This is a genomic window from Amycolatopsis albidoflavus, from assembly GCF_039525725.1.
GTDB classification, from domain to species: domain Bacteria; phylum Actinomycetota; class Actinomycetes; order Mycobacteriales; family Pseudonocardiaceae; genus Amycolatopsis; species Amycolatopsis albidoflava.
In genome coordinates this window covers 311,010-326,695 of sequence record NZ_BAAAHV010000015.1, presented here as the reverse complement: position 1 = coordinate 326,695, position 15,686 = coordinate 311,010, and the positions used below count along the sequence as shown (strand labels likewise).

Annotated in this window: 8 protein-coding genes; 3 read left to right on the top strand and 5 right to left on the bottom strand. The window is 67.2% G+C overall.

Annotation, left to right across the window (positions count from 1 at the left end; genetic code table 11):
• Positions 1 to 207 precede the first annotated feature (207 nt).
• From ABD156_RS25915 to ABD156_RS25895, 5 genes are all read right to left on the bottom strand, one after another.
• Positions 208 to 2,352, bottom strand: coding sequence for a DUF362 domain-containing protein (locus tag ABD156_RS25915; RefSeq protein WP_344278859.1), 2,145 nt, complete (start codon positions 2,350 to 2,352; stop codon positions 208 to 210).
• The gene (locus ABD156_RS25910) at positions 2,342 to 3,562 is read right to left on the bottom strand and encodes a cytochrome P450 (protein ID WP_344278856.1); all 1,221 of its coding nucleotides are present in this window, start codon (positions 3,560 to 3,562) and stop codon (positions 2,342 to 2,344) included. Before ABD156_RS25910 ends, ABD156_RS25915 begins: the two co-directional genes overlap by 11 nt.
• Before the next feature lie 20 nt (positions 3,563 to 3,582).
• Complete coding sequence (locus ABD156_RS25905) at positions 3,583 to 5,070, bottom strand: GMC oxidoreductase (RefSeq protein ID WP_344278853.1); 1,488 nt, start codon at positions 5,068 to 5,070, stop codon at positions 3,583 to 3,585.
• Positions 5,071 to 5,391: 321 nt separating this feature from the next.
• A complete protein-coding gene (locus ABD156_RS25900; protein ID WP_344278850.1) occupies positions 5,392 to 8,313 on the bottom strand; it encodes an AfsR/SARP family transcriptional regulator in 2,922 nt (973 codons plus the stop codon).
• Positions 8,314 to 8,496: 183 nt separating this feature from the next.
• Positions 8,497 to 9,531 (bottom strand): alpha/beta hydrolase, encoded by a 1,035-nt coding sequence (locus ABD156_RS25895; protein ID WP_344278847.1) that lies wholly within the window; start codon positions 9,529 to 9,531, stop codon positions 8,497 to 8,499.
• A gap of 440 nt (positions 9,532 to 9,971) precedes the next feature.
• Between ABD156_RS25895 and ABD156_RS25890 the strand changes: the two genes are divergently transcribed.
• From ABD156_RS25890 to eccCa, 3 genes are all read left to right on the top strand, one after another.
• Positions 9,972 to 10,310 carry a hypothetical protein gene (locus ABD156_RS25890; RefSeq protein WP_344278844.1) on the top strand — a complete coding sequence of 113 codons (339 nt, stop codon included), beginning with the start codon at positions 9,972 to 9,974 and terminating at the stop codon, positions 10,308 to 10,310.
• Positions 10,311 to 10,457: 147 nt separating this feature from the next.
• The gene (gene mycP, locus ABD156_RS25885) at positions 10,458 to 11,705 is read left to right on the top strand and encodes a type VII secretion-associated serine protease mycosin (protein ID WP_344278841.1); all 1,248 of its coding nucleotides are present in this window, start codon (positions 10,458 to 10,460) and stop codon (positions 11,703 to 11,705) included.
• Positions 11,702 to 15,667: a type VII secretion protein EccCa gene (gene eccCa / locus ABD156_RS25880; protein WP_344278838.1), complete on the top strand. Its 3,966-nt coding sequence runs from the start codon at positions 11,702 to 11,704 to the stop codon at positions 15,665 to 15,667. The genes mycP and eccCa overlap by 4 nt, the downstream gene beginning before the upstream one ends.
• Positions 15,668 to 15,686 lie beyond the last annotated feature (19 nt).

The following is a 15,686-nucleotide window of genomic DNA, read 5'->3' as shown; positions in this document are numbered from 1 at the left end:
ACCGCACTCGCGGTCGTTACCGATAGTACAAGGAATTTCTTCGGAGCAGTGGTACGGGAATCGAAAGGGCACCCTTTTCCGGGTGGTCTGGACATTTTCGGGCGGGGTTCGGCCACTGCGTCGCCGCACCGGCGTACTCGGCCGAGACCGGCGGCTGCGACCGGGGCCCAATTGCGGCCCGGCCCAGGAAGCTACGCCACGAGACGTTCACCGTCTCCAGCCGAGCCTGGCGGGTCGAGCGGCGCGGGCGTCCCGCTCTGCGGCGGCGCGGAGACCGGCGGTGAAATCGCGCAGGTACGGGCCCACCTTGTCGGCGATCTTGGCGGCTGCCCCCGGCACGGCCGTGGCGTCCTGGTCATTCGTGAAGTGCCGAAAGCCCTGTTCGTCGATATCTACCGGCTCGGGACGGTCTGATGACCACAGCTCGCGAAGGCCCTCCCGCATAAGGTCGTACACAAGGCGCAGTCTCAGCGTGAGGAGCGGTTCGCCGAGTTCGAAACCGTGCGTGCGTTCCTCGGCGAGGCCGGCGATACGGAACTCGTGGCCTTCGTAACAAGCTTCGAAATTGTCCATCGTTGCCGAGAAGAATCGGTGATAGGCGTCGGACACGAGGTGATCGCGCAGGCCGTCGACCGCGTCGAGGCCGAGCAGTTGCGCGAACTGGGGGAGCACGAACTTCTGCTTCGTCCGGATGCGAATCAGAGTCCGCTGCCCGTTGTCAGCGGAAGAAAACTCCACTGAGCCGTCGTCGCACTCGGCTGATCCGTTCGGGCTGAATATTGTCCGCCACGAGATCTTCCGGCTGTGCCGGCGATACTGGATCGACTCAAGCTTGCACACGTCGATGGTGGCGCCGCCGAGCAATGCGAGGAAGTTCGGCTGCGGCAGATAGAGATTGCGCTCGGCCTGCCGGGTCGGTCGACCGCGGCCGTCAGCGGACACTACGGCGAGGCACCCGCCCGCGTAGTCCTCCATCAACGCGATGACGCTGCTGATCTCCACTCGCCGGACGAACTCCGGATAGGGAGCGTTGAGCACCCGATCGCAGCCGAACAGCACCGCTCCGTCGAGGTGCGTCCATCGCATCCCGTGACGGTTCGGTGCGAGGGCGTCGATGAGGTGCTCGTTCTGCGCCAGTCGCGCCGGGACCGCGTCGTACTCTGCTGCCTGGTAATCGGCGGGGGCGAATCCGAGTGAGACAGCCCGTTGCCGGACCTGGCTCTTGGCGAAGATGACTCGCCACGCCGAATCCACCGCATCGGCGACGCCGGCACCAGCGAGGAGCGCGCGCAGCCGATGCTCTGCCCGCGGGTCCGTCCGGGCCAGCCGTACGAGCCTGACTAGCAGCTTGCTGGACTTCGCGAGCCATTCGTCGATCACTTCGAACCGTCGGTCGTCCACTTCGGTCACCGCGGCGGTGAACAGCCGGTGCATCGCACCTTCCGGGCGGAGCCTGCGCACCCCGTTGAGCACGAAGCGGGGAGGGCTCTTCCATCCGGCGTGCGGGGTGAGGTCGCCGTCCACTCTGTAGTCTTCGGGCACGCCGCGCCGGCGCAATACGGCGGCGGTGATCGCGGATACGGCAGGGTCCTCGCCCATCATGATCGCGCCGAGCACGTCGAGCAGAACGGGATCGGTGCACGCCCAGACACAGCGCGTCGCGAGAGGTTCGCCAATCGCACTGCCGGCGGCGCCGTGGCTGCTGACGATTCCGTCGACGATGTGGAAGTCGGGCGGATACCGGTCGAGGAGATCCATGATGACGTCGGCACCGTCGCGTCGCGCCCGGTAGGCATCGTGCTTGTCGTCCGCAGGCAGAAGTCCGAACAGGTTTGCCAGGCACAGGGAAAACCCGAACTCCGGATGGGTTGTATTGGGTGCGACTGCGATGTGGAACTGGGCTTCTGCCCACTCCCGTCCGATCTCGGTGCCGTGCAGCACACTGGTCGTCGGGTAGTCCCCGATGGCCGTGTCGTGCGCGAGGTCGACCAGCGTGTATTTGGCGCCGCGGGGCGTGACTCCGGTATATCCCAGCGTGGCGGCGAGCGCGCCGTACGAGGGCTCAGCCAGCCAGGGATCGGGGCCGAAGCGGTTGCCGGCGACGCTGACTCGGTGGTACCCCTTCTCGTGCAGGAGGTCGACCAGGGCCTCGACCAGCGTGGGGGAGACTGCGGTACTCAGCTCTCCGTAGGCGGACATTCCAGCGGTGATCAGGACTTGGAAGTCCGCCGCTCCGTCACTGCGTGCCGCAAGCAATTCCCACAGACCGGCCCGCCCGACTGCGGACGCGACGAGCGCGGCATCCGGCTGGTCGCGGGCGATGGCGGCGACCACCGGCCGGTCAGCGGCCATGGCCGTCCCACGAGACCGGCAGTTCGCGCAGGCCGCCGGCCAGTGCCTGGTCCCGGATGCGCAACTCTTCGGGCGGTACGGCGAGCCGAAGGTTCGGCAAGCGGTCGAAGATCTTCGAGAAGGCGCTCTGCAACTCGACACGGGCGAGCGCCGAGCCGATGCAGCCGTAACGGCCGTGTCCGAATGCGACGTGCGGGCAAGGGGAGCGGGTGATGTCGAAGCGCTCGGGCTCCGCGAATACACCCGCGTCCTGGTTGGCTTGGTCGAACCCGAGGAGAACCAGTTCGCCGGCGCGGATCGTTACTCCGTCGAGGTCGACGTCGGCGCGCGCGTAGCGGGGGATGACGCCAGTGCTGGGCGCGCTCAGCCGCATGATCTCCTCGACCGCGTTGGTGATCAGGTTCGGCTCGGCGCGAAGCGCTGCGAGCTGGCTCGGGTTGGTGAGCAAGAAAACAGTGCCGAAGTCCAGTCGCGCGACCGTTGTTTCGTAGCCAGCGAACAACAGTACCGAGCAAACCAGGAACAGCTCGTCGTCAGTCAGGCGACCCTTGCCTGCCTCGCTGAACCCGAGAAGTTCGCTGAGGGCGTCGTCGGCGGGCTTTCGCCGCTTTTCCTTGATCAAGTCCGCCATGTACTGCTGCAGCTGCACGAACGAGGCCGTGGCGCGGTCGTGATCGGTCATGTCGCCGATGCCGTCCACCATGGACTGGAACTCGAGCCGGTCGCGGTAGGGCACCCCGAGCACCGCGCAGATCGTTCGGATCGGCAACGGCAGGGAGAAGTGCGCGCGGAGGTCGACCGGAGGAGTCATCCCGGCGACTTCGGAGAGCAGTTCGTCGACGATTTCGGCGACGTGCGGGCGGAGTTTTTCGATCCTGCGGGTCGTGAGCAACCGGACCATCAGGCTGCGCAGCCGTGCGTGATCCTCGACTTCCGTTTCGTAGTTGCCGAAGGGACCGCCGACCAACGCATCTGCCGAGTAGCGCGGAGCGGACTCGGGATCGGGATGGGACCTGCCCAGCCGATCGTCGTGGAACAACGCCCGGACATGGTCGTGCCGGGTCACCAGCCAGGCCGGACTGCCCGCTGGCGTGGTGACGATTTCGACCCGGCCGCGTTCGCCCAAGCGCGCATACGCGGGCGCGATGAAGCGCACATCATCACGCGGGAATGGCAGCCGCAGAGGGTGCCCGTCGAGACCTGGCCGCATGGCCCCTGCCTCCTGCCGGTTCAGAACAGCACTCCAGGGTCCTTGTCCAGCACTTCGTCCAGGCAACGTTCCGCGAGAGCCGCCAGCGTCCAGGCCGGGTTGCAGCACCCGGTGTGGCCAGGCACGAGAGCTGCGTCCATGACGTAAAGCCCGGGGGTGTTGACGACGCGGCCATACCAGTCGCATGCTTTGCCGAGCACCGCGCCGCCGAGCGGATGCCAGGTGTAGTTGCGGAAGGCATTGAGATCGGTGACCATCCCGCCAGTCGAGTCCGTCAAAGCCTTCAGCACTTCGCGGATGGCGCGCTGCGCCGTCGCGTCGCCGGAGTAGGGCCAGCGAAGCCGCACGTCGTCTTGCCGTTGCTCGTAGACCCACCGGCCCAGCCGATCTGGAATGCCCATGCCGGCTACGCTCATCAGATGCGCTTCGGCGGGTACCGGGGCTGGTCCGTGCTCCACAGTGGCCGGCACCGGCCGCTGCCATTCGGTGATCACAGTGCAGCCTGGCCCGCCTTGTCGCGCCATTGTTTTCTCCGGCACGTTGACCCGGATGAACAACCGGTTCCCGTTGTTTCCCCAGTGCCGGCCGACCTCGTCGTTCAAGGACGGGATGGCACCGGTCGCCCGTGCCCGGACCAAGAGTTTCGACGTGCCCGCTGAGCCCGCAGCCAGCACCAGCGCGTCCGTCGTGATCTCGAATAGTTCCTCGATCGCGCCCGATTCGTCGATGCGGCGTCCCCGAGCAACGTACTTTCCGCCTGCCGCGGCAATTTCCGTGACCACGTGCAACGGGCGGACTTCCGCGGCCCCGGTTTCCTCCGCCTCGGCGAGGTAATTGCGGTCGGTCGAGTTCCTCGCTCCGCTGTTGATGCCGTAAAGGTGGTTCCCGACGGTCGCCGAGGCCGTGCGAGTGCCGTCGAGTTCGTCACGGACGATATTCCAGTCGACAGCGACTGGCGTCCGGTGCCCCTCCAGGCCAGAGGACGCGGCGTGCTCGAGGAAGAGCCTGCTCGACGTATAGCGCTCGTGTTCGAGCAGATCGTCCGGGACAGTGGCGGCACCGAGCCGCTCGGCGACGCGCGGGTAGTACTCATCGGCCATTCGCTGGTAGTCCACGCCGGCCGGAAAGATCGTCGCGAAGAGCTTGGCGTCCGGCTTCATCAGCATCCCGGCGAACACCAGCGAGGTTCCACCGACCCCGGCACCGCAGACGATGTCGATGTTGTCGCCCTTGACCAGATCGACCAGCCCCGCATATTTCTCGAATAGCGCGGGCGGTGACTGCGGGAAGGTCGGCGAGGTCGCCAACCACGATGTCCGCTTGTCCGGTGAGAAGAACGCAGGGAAGGTGTCGCCATCGGAATCGACCGTCCAGCGTCGGCCGCGTTCCAGGACGATCGTCTGCACACCGGCCAGGGCGAGCCGGTTCGCGGCGATGGCGCCGGTCAAGCCGGAGCCGATTACGAGTGCGCGCGTCCGGTCCTTCCGGAGCGGGGGAAGGTCAGTCATCGCACCACCGGGTTCTGGTCGGGTTGTTCGGGCAAGATCCCGATCAGGCGCACCATGCGCGCTGATGGTCCCCGGGACCGCGGCGCTTCTTTTCGCTTGCCTGTCCGGAAAGAAGCCCTTCAGGAGAATCCTTGGACGGCATCGCAGTCCAGACAACCGATCTGCATCATCGGGCAACGATCCTGCGTCTTCGAGGGCAAGTCGCACGGCGGCGGTCGGCGGAGCGGGCGCGGTCGGCGATGCCGCGTTCGGTCACGTGCGGCGGCCTACGGCAGCATGCGCATCGGTTGTCTGAGGCGAGCGGGCATCTGTGCCCGGCGGTCACTCGGGTTGGGCCTGTGCGGAAGACTCCGCGGATCCTGTTTCGTGTGCGGGCAGTTCGTCCAGGACGGCATTGACCTTTATTCTCTCAGCTTGCGCAGCACTGGTCGTGTCCATCTCGTCGAGAATTGAGAGGGCTTGGGTCAGCAACTCTCGGGCCGCGGGCGTCTGTCCCAGGTCGGCCCGCGCATGGCCGAGCATGCGCAAGCACACTGCGATTCCCCAACGGTCGCGGCCGGCCTGGCGGAATTCCAGCGCCCGCTCGAGATGACCGACCGCGGTGCCGGGCTTTCCGGCTTGCCGGAACGTTTCGCCCAGTTCTGCGAGCGCGTGGCCCATCGCGTAATTGGCTTTGTCCGGTTCGAATGCGGCAACCGCTTCTTGGTTGTGCACGATGGCTTCATCGAACTCTCCCAAGGCGCGCAGAGCGAATGCGAGGTTGAGCGCAGCAGCACCTTGCGCGTAGCTGTCGCCGGACTTCTGAGCCAGGTCCACGGCTTCGCGATGCAGCGTGACGGACTCGGCGGCACGGCCCAGCAGACTGAGAGTGAGGCCCAGATTGCTCGCGGTGATCGCGGCGCCGGAAAGGTCGGCGATCGCTCGCCTGATTTGCAAAGCATCGGAGAGGCATTCGGCCCCTTCTTCGTAGTGGCCGCCGTCATTGTGTGCGATGCCTAGCTGATTCAGGGTCCGCGCTTCGCCGTCCCGGTCGCCCGCATTGCGGGTCGCCACCAACCCGACTTCCAGGGTCTGCCGCCACGTTTCGGGCCGCTTGGTGAGCTGGTAGAACGGGCCCAGCGCGGTCGCGAGTTTCCACGAAAGCTCGTTCTCGCCCGCGTCGAGAGCCTGCTTGACTGCTGCGGCGATCGTCTCATGCTCGCGCGTTGCCCAGGCGAGCGCTTCACCGTAGTTTTCGAAGCTCATCGGCGGACACGAATGCTCGAACGGCCGACTGTCCGGTGGACGTTGGCCTACCGCGACGACTTTCCACTCCGCGAGCACAGACGCGAAGTACCACTCGAGCACGCGGCGCTCGGACGCGGCTTGTTCAGCGGAAGTCTCGTCCTGCCGTGCGCATTCGGCGGCGTAAACGCGGAGCAAGTCGTGGAACCGGTATCGGCCCGGCGCGGTCTGGACAACCAGATGCTGCCTGGCGAGGCTGTCCAAACTCCGTCTGGCGGTGTCGGCGTCGACGCCGAGGAGAGCTGCTGCGGCCGGCAAGCTGAACTCGGCCCCGCGGTGCAGACCGAGAAGGCGGAACGTTCGTGCCAGCTCCGGCTTCAGGCTCTGGTAGGACACTGAGAACACCTGGCGCACCGCGGAGAACTCGTCGTCGGGCACGGAGAGCGTGTCGAGCCTGTCGTGCTCGGCCTGGAGTGCTTGGCACATGTCGGCGATGCCGCGATAGTCGCCGGTCGCGATGCGTTCTGCGACGATCCGGACAGCGAGCGGCAGCAGACCGCACCGCTCCACGAGTTCGGCGGCTGGTCCCGGTTCGGCGTCGACGGCTTCGTTTCCGACAGTTCGGCGCAGGAGTTCCAGCGCTTCGCCGGGGGAAAGCAGGTCGAGGGCGATCCGTGCCGCGCCGTCTCGCGCGACGAGCCCGGACAACCGGTTGCGGCTGGTGACGATCGCGACGCACCCGGCCGAACCCGGAAGGAGAGGGCGGACCTGTTCGGCGCTGACTGCGTTGTCCAGAAGCACGAGCACGCGCTTGCCGGACAACAGGGTTCGGTAGAGCGCTGCCTGCTCGTTCTGGTCGGCTGGCATCTCGTCGGGTTTCACGCCCAGCCCGTACAGCAAATGGCTCAGTGCGTCGGAGACGCTGGTCGGAGGCTGACGCGGGTCGAATCCGCGGAGATTGAGGAACAGCTGGCCGTCTGGGAACGCGTTGCGCAGCCCGTGCGCGACATGGACCGCCAACGCGGTCTTGCCGACGCCGGCAGTCCCGTCGATCGCGGAAATGACGACGGCGGAACCGAACGCTCCCCACGTGCCGTGGCGGCACAGATCGACCAGTCGTTTCTGCTCTGCTTCACGTCCGGTGAACCCGGACACGTCGTGCGGCAGCTGTCCTGGCGCGATTGCCTGCGGCGACGGAGCGGAGTTCATGCCTGACGGTTCGGCGTCAAGGGAACGCAAATCCGGGTCGTCGGCCAGGATGCGTTCGTGGAGGGCGCGAAGCGAGGCACCCGGTTCAATTCCGAGCTCGTCGATCAGCAGCGTGCGTGCGCGTTGGTAGGTCTGCAACGCATCGGCCTGCCGACCGCTGCGGTACAGGGCGAGCATCAGCAGCTCGTACGGCCGCTCGCGCATCGGCCGTTCGCCGATCAGCGAAGGGAGCTCAGCGAGGATGTCCGCGTTGCGGCCCAATGCGAGCAACGCCTCGGAGCGTTGCTCTAGGACGTCGAGGCGCAGCTCGCCGAGGCGGAGTCGGGCCGCCTCGGCGAACGGTCCGACTGCGTCTCCGAGCGGTTGCCCGTGCGACATGTCGAGGGCGGATTGCCAAGCATCAAGCGCTTTGGGCAGTTCGCCCCGGCTGAAGCGTGCTCGACCTTCGGCGATCGCGGTTTCGAATACTCGGACGTCGATGGCATCATCATCTAGTTGCAGGCAATAACCATGCCGGTTGCTCAACAGCAGGCGCGCCTCATGGCTTCGGTTCAGACTTGGCTCGAGCGCGCGCCGCAGTTTTGAAATGTAGGTGTAAATGCTGCCTTCGACGGTGCGCGGCGGCCGGTCGCCCCATACTGCGTCGATCAGCTCCTCGCGTGAGACGACGGTATTGGAGCGCAGCGCAAGTATCGCGAGGATAGTGCGTTGGAATGCGGGGCCAAGATCGAGGACTGCTCCGTCGTAGGTGGCACTGATCGGTCCCAGCAGTTCGATGAGCAAGCGTCGCCGTTCGGCATTGGCGGTCACCGTTCTCTCCTCCCTGGCGCTGCCCAGCGGACCGATGACGTCGCGATCGCGGCCTTTCTGCCGGACGACCTCCGGTTCGTTTGAGCACCGAGCGTAGCCGTCGACGCGTCGACTGGCTTGGGCCCAGAGGCCCTGGTGCCGGCGTGATGAAGCTGTTAATACAGGAAGAAGGCACCCAGTTCGTCAGGCGCTGACGCGTCCGTCGTACTCGCCGCAGATGCGACCGCACCGAATCCCGGTGACCAAAGCGCTTGCCGCCTCTCGCATGGCGTACCGGGCCTGGACGTCCGCGCCCACGAGATTGCCGTATCCATGCAGCAGGCTTGAGTGGGATTTGTGGATCACCGGTACGCCTGCGCGTTCGAGCAGACGGGCGTACTCGATTCCCTCATCGCGGAAGGGATCGAATCCGGCAGTGGCGATATAGGTGGGCGGAAGGCCGGCAAACGCGGTTTCGCGCAGGACGGAGACTCGCGGGTCGCGGTAGTACGCCGGGTCAGGCAGGTACTGGTCTCGGTACCAGGCCAGCGTTTCCCGGTTAGTCAGGAAGCCGGTCCCGAACAGTTCGTGCGAGCGGTGGTCGCCGACCGCATCTGTGGTCGGGTACAGCAGCAGGCTGAACGCAGGCGGCGTAATCCGCTGGCGCACCGCGTCGTGGGCCACGACCGCAGCCAGGTTCCCGCCCGCGCTGTCTCCGCCGACAGCGATCGTGCCGGGCAAGATGTCGTGGTCGGCGGCGTGCTCGACCAGGTGGCGGTAAAGCGCACTGGCGTCGTCGACGGCTGCCGGGAAGGGATTTTCCGGCGCTAATCGGTATTCCGCGGCTATCACGCGAATTCCGGAGTGCTCGGCGAGAAAGCGGCAGATGCCGTCGTGCGTGTCCAGGCTTCCCAGCACGAAGCCGCCGCCGTGGAAGTAGAGCAGGGCGGCCCCGGCCCTGCCGAGGCCGCGCGGCCGGTAGGTGCGCGCCCGCAAAGGCCCAGCGGCACCGGGCAGGACGAAGTCCTCCGTGCGGACCGAACGGCAGACACCGGCCGATGCGCTCAGCGCCGCCGCGTCCGCGTTACGTCTGAGATCGGCGAGATCTTCGGCTTCGTGCGGTTCGCCGCGAAGGGACATCCGGTCGAGTTTGAGGAGCAGTTGCGCGGTTGCGCCCAGCCGGTTGCCGTCTACGGTGATCGCCGGTCCGCTCAGCAAACGGGTGACCGGCTCAGGCATGCTCAGGATGCTGGCGGCGATATGGGTCGCCGCGCGGAGAAACGTTCGGTGCGCAGGGAAACTCATTGTCGCCTCCGATCGTCAAGCGCGGTCAGGACACCGTGGACCTCGTCCGGGGAACGCGAAATCAGCGGAGCCGGATGTTGCCCGGGCGAACCGCTCTTGCTTGCACGTTCCGACTCCGTGCCCGTCGGCTGCCGGGGGCGCGGCGTGAAGACGGCGCATGGCGACCGCGATCCGGTGATCTTGCCTGCCCGGAGACGAACGGAAGCGCTACGCATCCGCGACGTGACGGATCGCCGGGGCGGGTGCGAAACCTCGGCAGTCTTACGGGCACGGATTCCTGTCTTCGCTGTCAAGAGTCAGCGAATTGCTTGCCGATTCCAGATCGATGTCGCGATAGTGGACAGCGGAACAACCGTGCGGTGGAAGGCGGGACCGTGTTCTCATCCGAGGAGCCAGACAAAGAAGCGGCAACGCCCGCGATCGCGGTCGAAGGTGAGCGGCGCGTTTCGCTGCCCGTCGACGGCGTCCTCGTGCCGCAGGCAGTCCTCGCCGGTCGCCTCGATTCCTGGGTCGACCGGCTGCTGCCATGGCTGGACGAGCAGCCGTGCGAGCGTTCCCGGCAGTGCTACCTCGATTTGCTCTGCGGCCTGTGTGCGGGGGCCGATGCGCTGCGGGCGCTCGAGCGCGGGGACCTGGAACGGTCTGCTGAGCGTGCCAAGTCGGCCATCGTGCTGCTTCAACCGCTAGGGCAGGACGACATCGTCCTGCCCTAGCGGCTCGCCTGGCCGCCTGGCCGGTTGTCCTCCGGGGAAGCATTGCCGCGCCCACAAGGGCAGCGGCGGTCTCTGACGGACCGGCAAGATCCATGCTCCGCATAGCGTGGGCGTGGTTCGTCGGCATCGGTCGAGTGGAGTCCAGTCGTGAGGCACCTGAGCAAGCGGTGGACGTGCTGTCTGGGCGCGAGCGTCTTCGCTCTGATGGCTCTTGCCGTGCCCGCCTCCGCGCAGGAGCAGCCGGCCGCTCCGCCAGTCCTCGATCCGAGAAGCCTGCAACCCGGCCAATGCGCGCCGCCCTCGTCCGTGGTGGTCAAGGCTGTTCCCTGGGCGCAGACCAGGCTGGTGCCTGAACGCGCCTGGCCGCTTTCGCGAGGCGGTGGCCAGCTCGTCGCCGTGATCGACACGGGTGTCGACGGTTCGGTGCCTCAGCTCGCGGGCAAGGTCGAACCCGGCCAGGACATTGTCCGAGGCAACGCTCCGGCGCAGGACGACTGCGTCGGGCACGGCACATTCGTGGCCGGGATCATCGCGGCGAGCCAGACGCCCGGCATCGGGTTGGCAGGCGTCGCTCCAGACGCTCGGATCCTCCCGATTCGCCAGACGACGAACGGACAAGACGGTACGAATTCCCGCATGGCCACTGCCATCCATGCTGCGGTCGACGCTGGCGCGCGCGTACTGAACATTTCTGCAGCGAGCAGCTTCAGTACGTCCGACCTCGAGTCCGCGGTCGACTACGCGGCCTCGCGTGATGTCCTGATCGTCGCGGCGGTGTTCAACGACGCGCAGAACGAGAACGCCGTGTCATATCCGGCGGCTTATCCGAAGGTGCTCGCTGTGGCCGCGGTCGGGCCGGACAGCCAGCGCGCGTCGTTCTCCGCGGTCGGCGACTACGTCGATATCGCCGCACCCGGCGTGAACGTCCTGAGCCTGGCTCCGGGAGGAAGCGGTCACGTTCTCGGCAGCGGCACCAGTTTCGCGGCTCCGTTCGTCGCAGGGACAGCGGCGCTGGTCCGTGCCCGGTATCCGGATCTGACCGCGGCTCAAGTCAAGCACCGGCTCGAAGCGACAGCAGATCATCCGGCAAGCGTCCTCCCGAGCCCGGCAGTCGGCTGGGGCGTCGTCAATCCGTACGCGGCAGTGAGCCGGATCCTGCCGGAAGAGCACGGTGCTGCGGCAGTGCCTGCTCGTCTGACGACGGTCGCGGGGCCCGCGCCGGCTCCCAGCCTCGGCGCAGGCAATGCCGCGGCCTTGGTCGTGGGCGGCAGTGCTGCGGTTCTCGGCGTATGCGCCCTTGCCGGCGCGCTGATCGTCCCTCGCGGCCGGAGCCGAGGTTGGCGGCCGACCGGATTCGAGCAGCCAGCGACTGGCGAGGAAGAGGTCCGCGCGTGAGCACGATCGTCATCAGCAGGATGCCCCGCCAGCCCGGCCCGCCGATGCCAGAAGGCCAGTTGGAGCTGCAGGAGCCGCCCGTGCTGGCCGATGCCGGCAGCATGGGGCTGACGCAGGCGATGACGGTGCTCCCGATGGTGCTGATGGGCGGGGCGATGGCCCTGATGTACACCGGTTCCGGCGGCGGCCCGTCGAGCTTCATCGGCGGCGGCATGATGGGCGTCGCGATGGTGAGCATGATGCTGGGGCAGCTCACCAACGCAGCGGGTGCACGGCGCAGCAAGATGAAGAACGAGCGTCGGGACTACCTCCGGTACCTGGGACAGGCCCGTGACCAGATGAAGGAGGGGATGCGCCAGCAGCGCCAGGCTGCGGCATGGGACAACCCCGATCCGGCCACGTTGTGGTCGTTGTCGATGGGCGGCCGCCTCTGGGAGCGACGCTCTGGGAACGAGGACTTTGGCGAAGTGCGGATCGGCCTGGGGGAGCAGCGCTCGGCGATCAAACTGGTGCCGCCCCAGACCAAGCCGGTCGAAGACCTTGAGCCGCTGTGCGCGATCGCGCTGCGGCGGTTCATTCGCGCGCACAGCTCGGTGCCCGGAATGCCGATGGCGCTCTACCTGCGGGGGCTGTCGAGCGTCGGAATCGGCGGAGACCAGGAGGTCGCCCGCGGCTTGCTGCGTGCGTTGCTCGCGCAGCTGGCGACCTTCCACGCGCCGGACGACCTGCGGATCGCGGTGCTCACGAACCAGGCTGCTTCCCGGCAGTGGGAATGGGCGAAGTGGCTCCCTCATGTCGCTCATCCGTCCGATGTGGACGCTGCAGGGCCGGTGCGGTTGTTCGCGACAGACCACGACGAACTGATGGGCGTTCTCGGGACCGCGTTCACCGAGCGGTCAGCCTTCGACGCGGGTGCCGTGCCGAATTCGACCGAGCCGTACCTGGTGGTCGTTGCGGACGGTGCCAAGCTGCCTAGAGATTCGAGGTTCCTGGCCGGCGGGATGCGGAATGCGGTGCTGCTGGAGATCGGGACCCGGGAGCCTGGGGTGCACTCGCTGCAGCTGGTCGCCGAGCCCTCTGTAGTGTCCACTGTGGATGAAGAAGGAGTGGAGAGCGGGTTGCTGGCTCCGGATTTCCTGAGCCTCACCGGCGTCGAGACGTTCGCGCGCGGCATCGCGCCGTTGCGCACGGCGGGCGGCGCAGTCGATTCGTCCGAACCCCTGACGAACGATTTCGAGATGACGAGGCTGCTCGGGATCCGCGACGTCCGGAACTACGACGTCCATGCCCTGTGGCGGGCTCGGTCGCGCTCCGGCAAGCTCCGGGTGCCGATCGGCATCGGACAGGACGGTTCGGTTGTCGAGCTGGACATCAAGGAGTCGGCGCAAGGCGGGATGGGGCCGCACGGGGTGCTGATCGGCGCCACCGGCTCGGGCAAGAGCGAGCTGCTGCGGACCTTGGTGATCACGATGGCGGTGACCCACTCGTCCGAGGTGCTGAACTTCGTGCTGGTCGACTTCAAGGGCGGGGCTACCTTCCTTGGCCTTGACGAACTGCCGCACACGTCCGCGGTGATCACGAACCTGGCGGACGAGTTGCCGCTAGTCGACCGGATGCAGGTGTCCCTCCACGGCGAGTTGATCCGGCGGCAGGAGCTGCTCCGCCAGTGCGGGCACAGCTCGCTGCTCGAGTACGAAAAGGCACGCGCCGCCGGCAGCCAACTGTCGCCGCTGCCGACGCTTTTCATCGTCGTCGATGAATTCAGCGAGCTGCTCGCCAGCAAACCGGAATTCATGGACCTGTTCGTCATGATCGGACGGCTGGGCCGCAGCCTCGGCGTCCATTTGCTGCTCGCCTCGCAACGGCTTGACGAGGGCCGGATCCATCAGGTCGAAGGGCACTTGTCCTACCGGATTGCGCTGCGGACCTTCTCCGGGATGGAGTCCCGCACTGTCATCGGCGTGACGAGCGCGTACGAGCTTCCCGCCGCACCGGGCAACGGCTACCTGAAAATCGACATGCACACCCTCGTGCGGTTCAAGGCCGGCTATGTCTCCGGCCCGGTGCCGGCCGCTCCGCAGGCGATCGCCGGGCGTGCGGACGGTCCGATGCTCGTCTCCGAGGTGGTTCCGTTCTCTCTGGGGTACCAAGCGCCTGCTATCCCCGTGGGCCAGCCGCTGGCGGCCGGGACAGCGCCGGTCGAGCCGCTGTCCGAGGAAGACGAGGAGACCTTGCTTACGGTGCTCGGCAACCGCCTCAAGGGACAGGGACCGCCCGCCAGGCAGGTCTGGCTTCCGCCGCTGGACAGGCCGCCGACACTGGACAAGCTCCTTCCGGGGGTCGCGCCGGATCCGCGGCGCGGGTTGACCGCGGGCGACTGGCGAGGCAGCGGCGCGTTGCGCGCCCCGGTCGGAGTGATCGACCGGCCATTCGAACAAGTCCGCGAGCTGCTCGTCGCGGATCTCGCCGGCGGAGCGGGCCATGTAGGGGTCGTCGGCGCTCCGCAGGGCGGCAAGTCGACCGTGCTCCGGACCCTGGTCATGTCGTTGGCGCTGACACACACACCGGATGAGATCCAGTTCTACTGTCTCGATTTCGGCGGCGGCGCGCTGGCCGCGGTCTCCAGCCTCCCGCACGTCGGTTCGGTGGCGGCGCGGATGGATCGCGACCGCGTCAAGCGCACGGTCGACGAAGTGGTGGGGTTGCTGGAACTGCGTGAGCGGGGATTCGCGGAGAACGGGGTCGAATCGATGTCGGCCTACCGGCGGCTCCGCCGTACCGGAGCGGTGAACGACGCGTTCGGCGACGTCTTCCTGGTCGTCGACGGCTGGCACACCCTCCGCCAAGAATACGAGGACCTCGAGCGGGTGCTCTCGGAGGTCGCCGCGCGCGGTCTCGGCTACGGCATCCACATCATCGCTTCCGCGACCCGTTGGTCGGAGATCAGGCCATCGCTGCGAGACCTCCTGGGCACGCGGTACGAGCTGCGGCTCGGCGACCCGCTCGAGTCCGAGGTGGGCAGCCGGGCAGCGCGCGGAGTACCGGACGCGCCAGGCCGGGGTCTCACTCGCGAAGGCGCGCACTTTTTCGCCGCGCTTCCCCGGCTGGACGGCATCAGCGAAACTGAGGATCTGTCGGAGGCGCTCAAGGCGCTGGTCGAAGACGTGACCGACTTCTGGCCTGGCGACCCGGCACCCGGCGTGCGGCTTCTCCCGCCGGTTCTGCCGGCTTCCGAGCTGCCGGCGCCAACCGGCGATGTACGGGTCCCGCTCGGGCTGGACGAGCGTCGCCTGCAGCCGCTCGTCCACGACTTCGAAACCTCGCCTCACCTCATGGTGTTCGGCGATGCCGAAACCGGGAAGACCAACGTGCTGCGGCTCGTCGCCCGGGCGGTCATGAACCGGTACCAGCCCGACGAGGCCAAGTTGCTGCTCGGCGACTTCCGCCGGGATCTGTACCAGATCGTGCCGGAGCCTTACCGGGTCGGCTATGCGGTCAGCACCGACGCGCTCGGCGAGCTGGTCCGGGCAGCCGAGACCACCATGCGCGGACGGCTTCCGGGCACCGACATCACGCCGGACCGGCTCCGCATGCGCGACTGGTGGACGGGCGCGCGTTTGTTCATGCTCATCGACGACTACGACCTGATGACCGCGGGCATCGGCGGTCCCCTCGACCCTCTCGAGCCGTTGCTGGCCCAGGGCGCGGACATCGGATTGCACCTGATCATCGCTCGCAGCACTTCGGGCGCCATGCGGTCGATGATGGATCCGGTCCTCCGCAGGCTGTGGGAACTCGGCGCGCCGGGTGTCCTGCTGTCCTATCCGAAAGAGGAGGGCAAGTTCCTCGGCGAGGCAGTCCCGCGCACGCTCCTGCCAGGCCGCGCGCAGTTCGTCACCCGCCGATCCGTCCAGCTCGTCCAAACCGGGTACGTCGATCTGGCTGAAGACGGCCCTCGATGAACCGCCGCGAAGAAGGTGA

Coding starts and splice junctions, on each gene's coding strand:
- ABD156_RS25915 (WP_344278859.1), bottom strand. CDS start 2,352: ATGGCCGCTGACCGGCCGGTGGTCGCCGCCATCGCCCGCGACCAGCCG.
- ABD156_RS25910 (WP_344278856.1), bottom strand. CDS start 3,562: ATGCGGCCAGGTCTCGACGGGCACCCTCTGCGGCTGCCATTCCCGCGT.
- ABD156_RS25905 (WP_344278853.1), bottom strand. CDS start 5,070: ATGACTGACCTTCCCCCGCTCCGGAAGGACCGGACGCGCGCACTCGTA.
- ABD156_RS25895 (WP_344278847.1), bottom strand. CDS start 9,531: ATGCCTGAGCCGGTCACCCGTTTGCTGAGCGGACCGGCGATCACCGTA.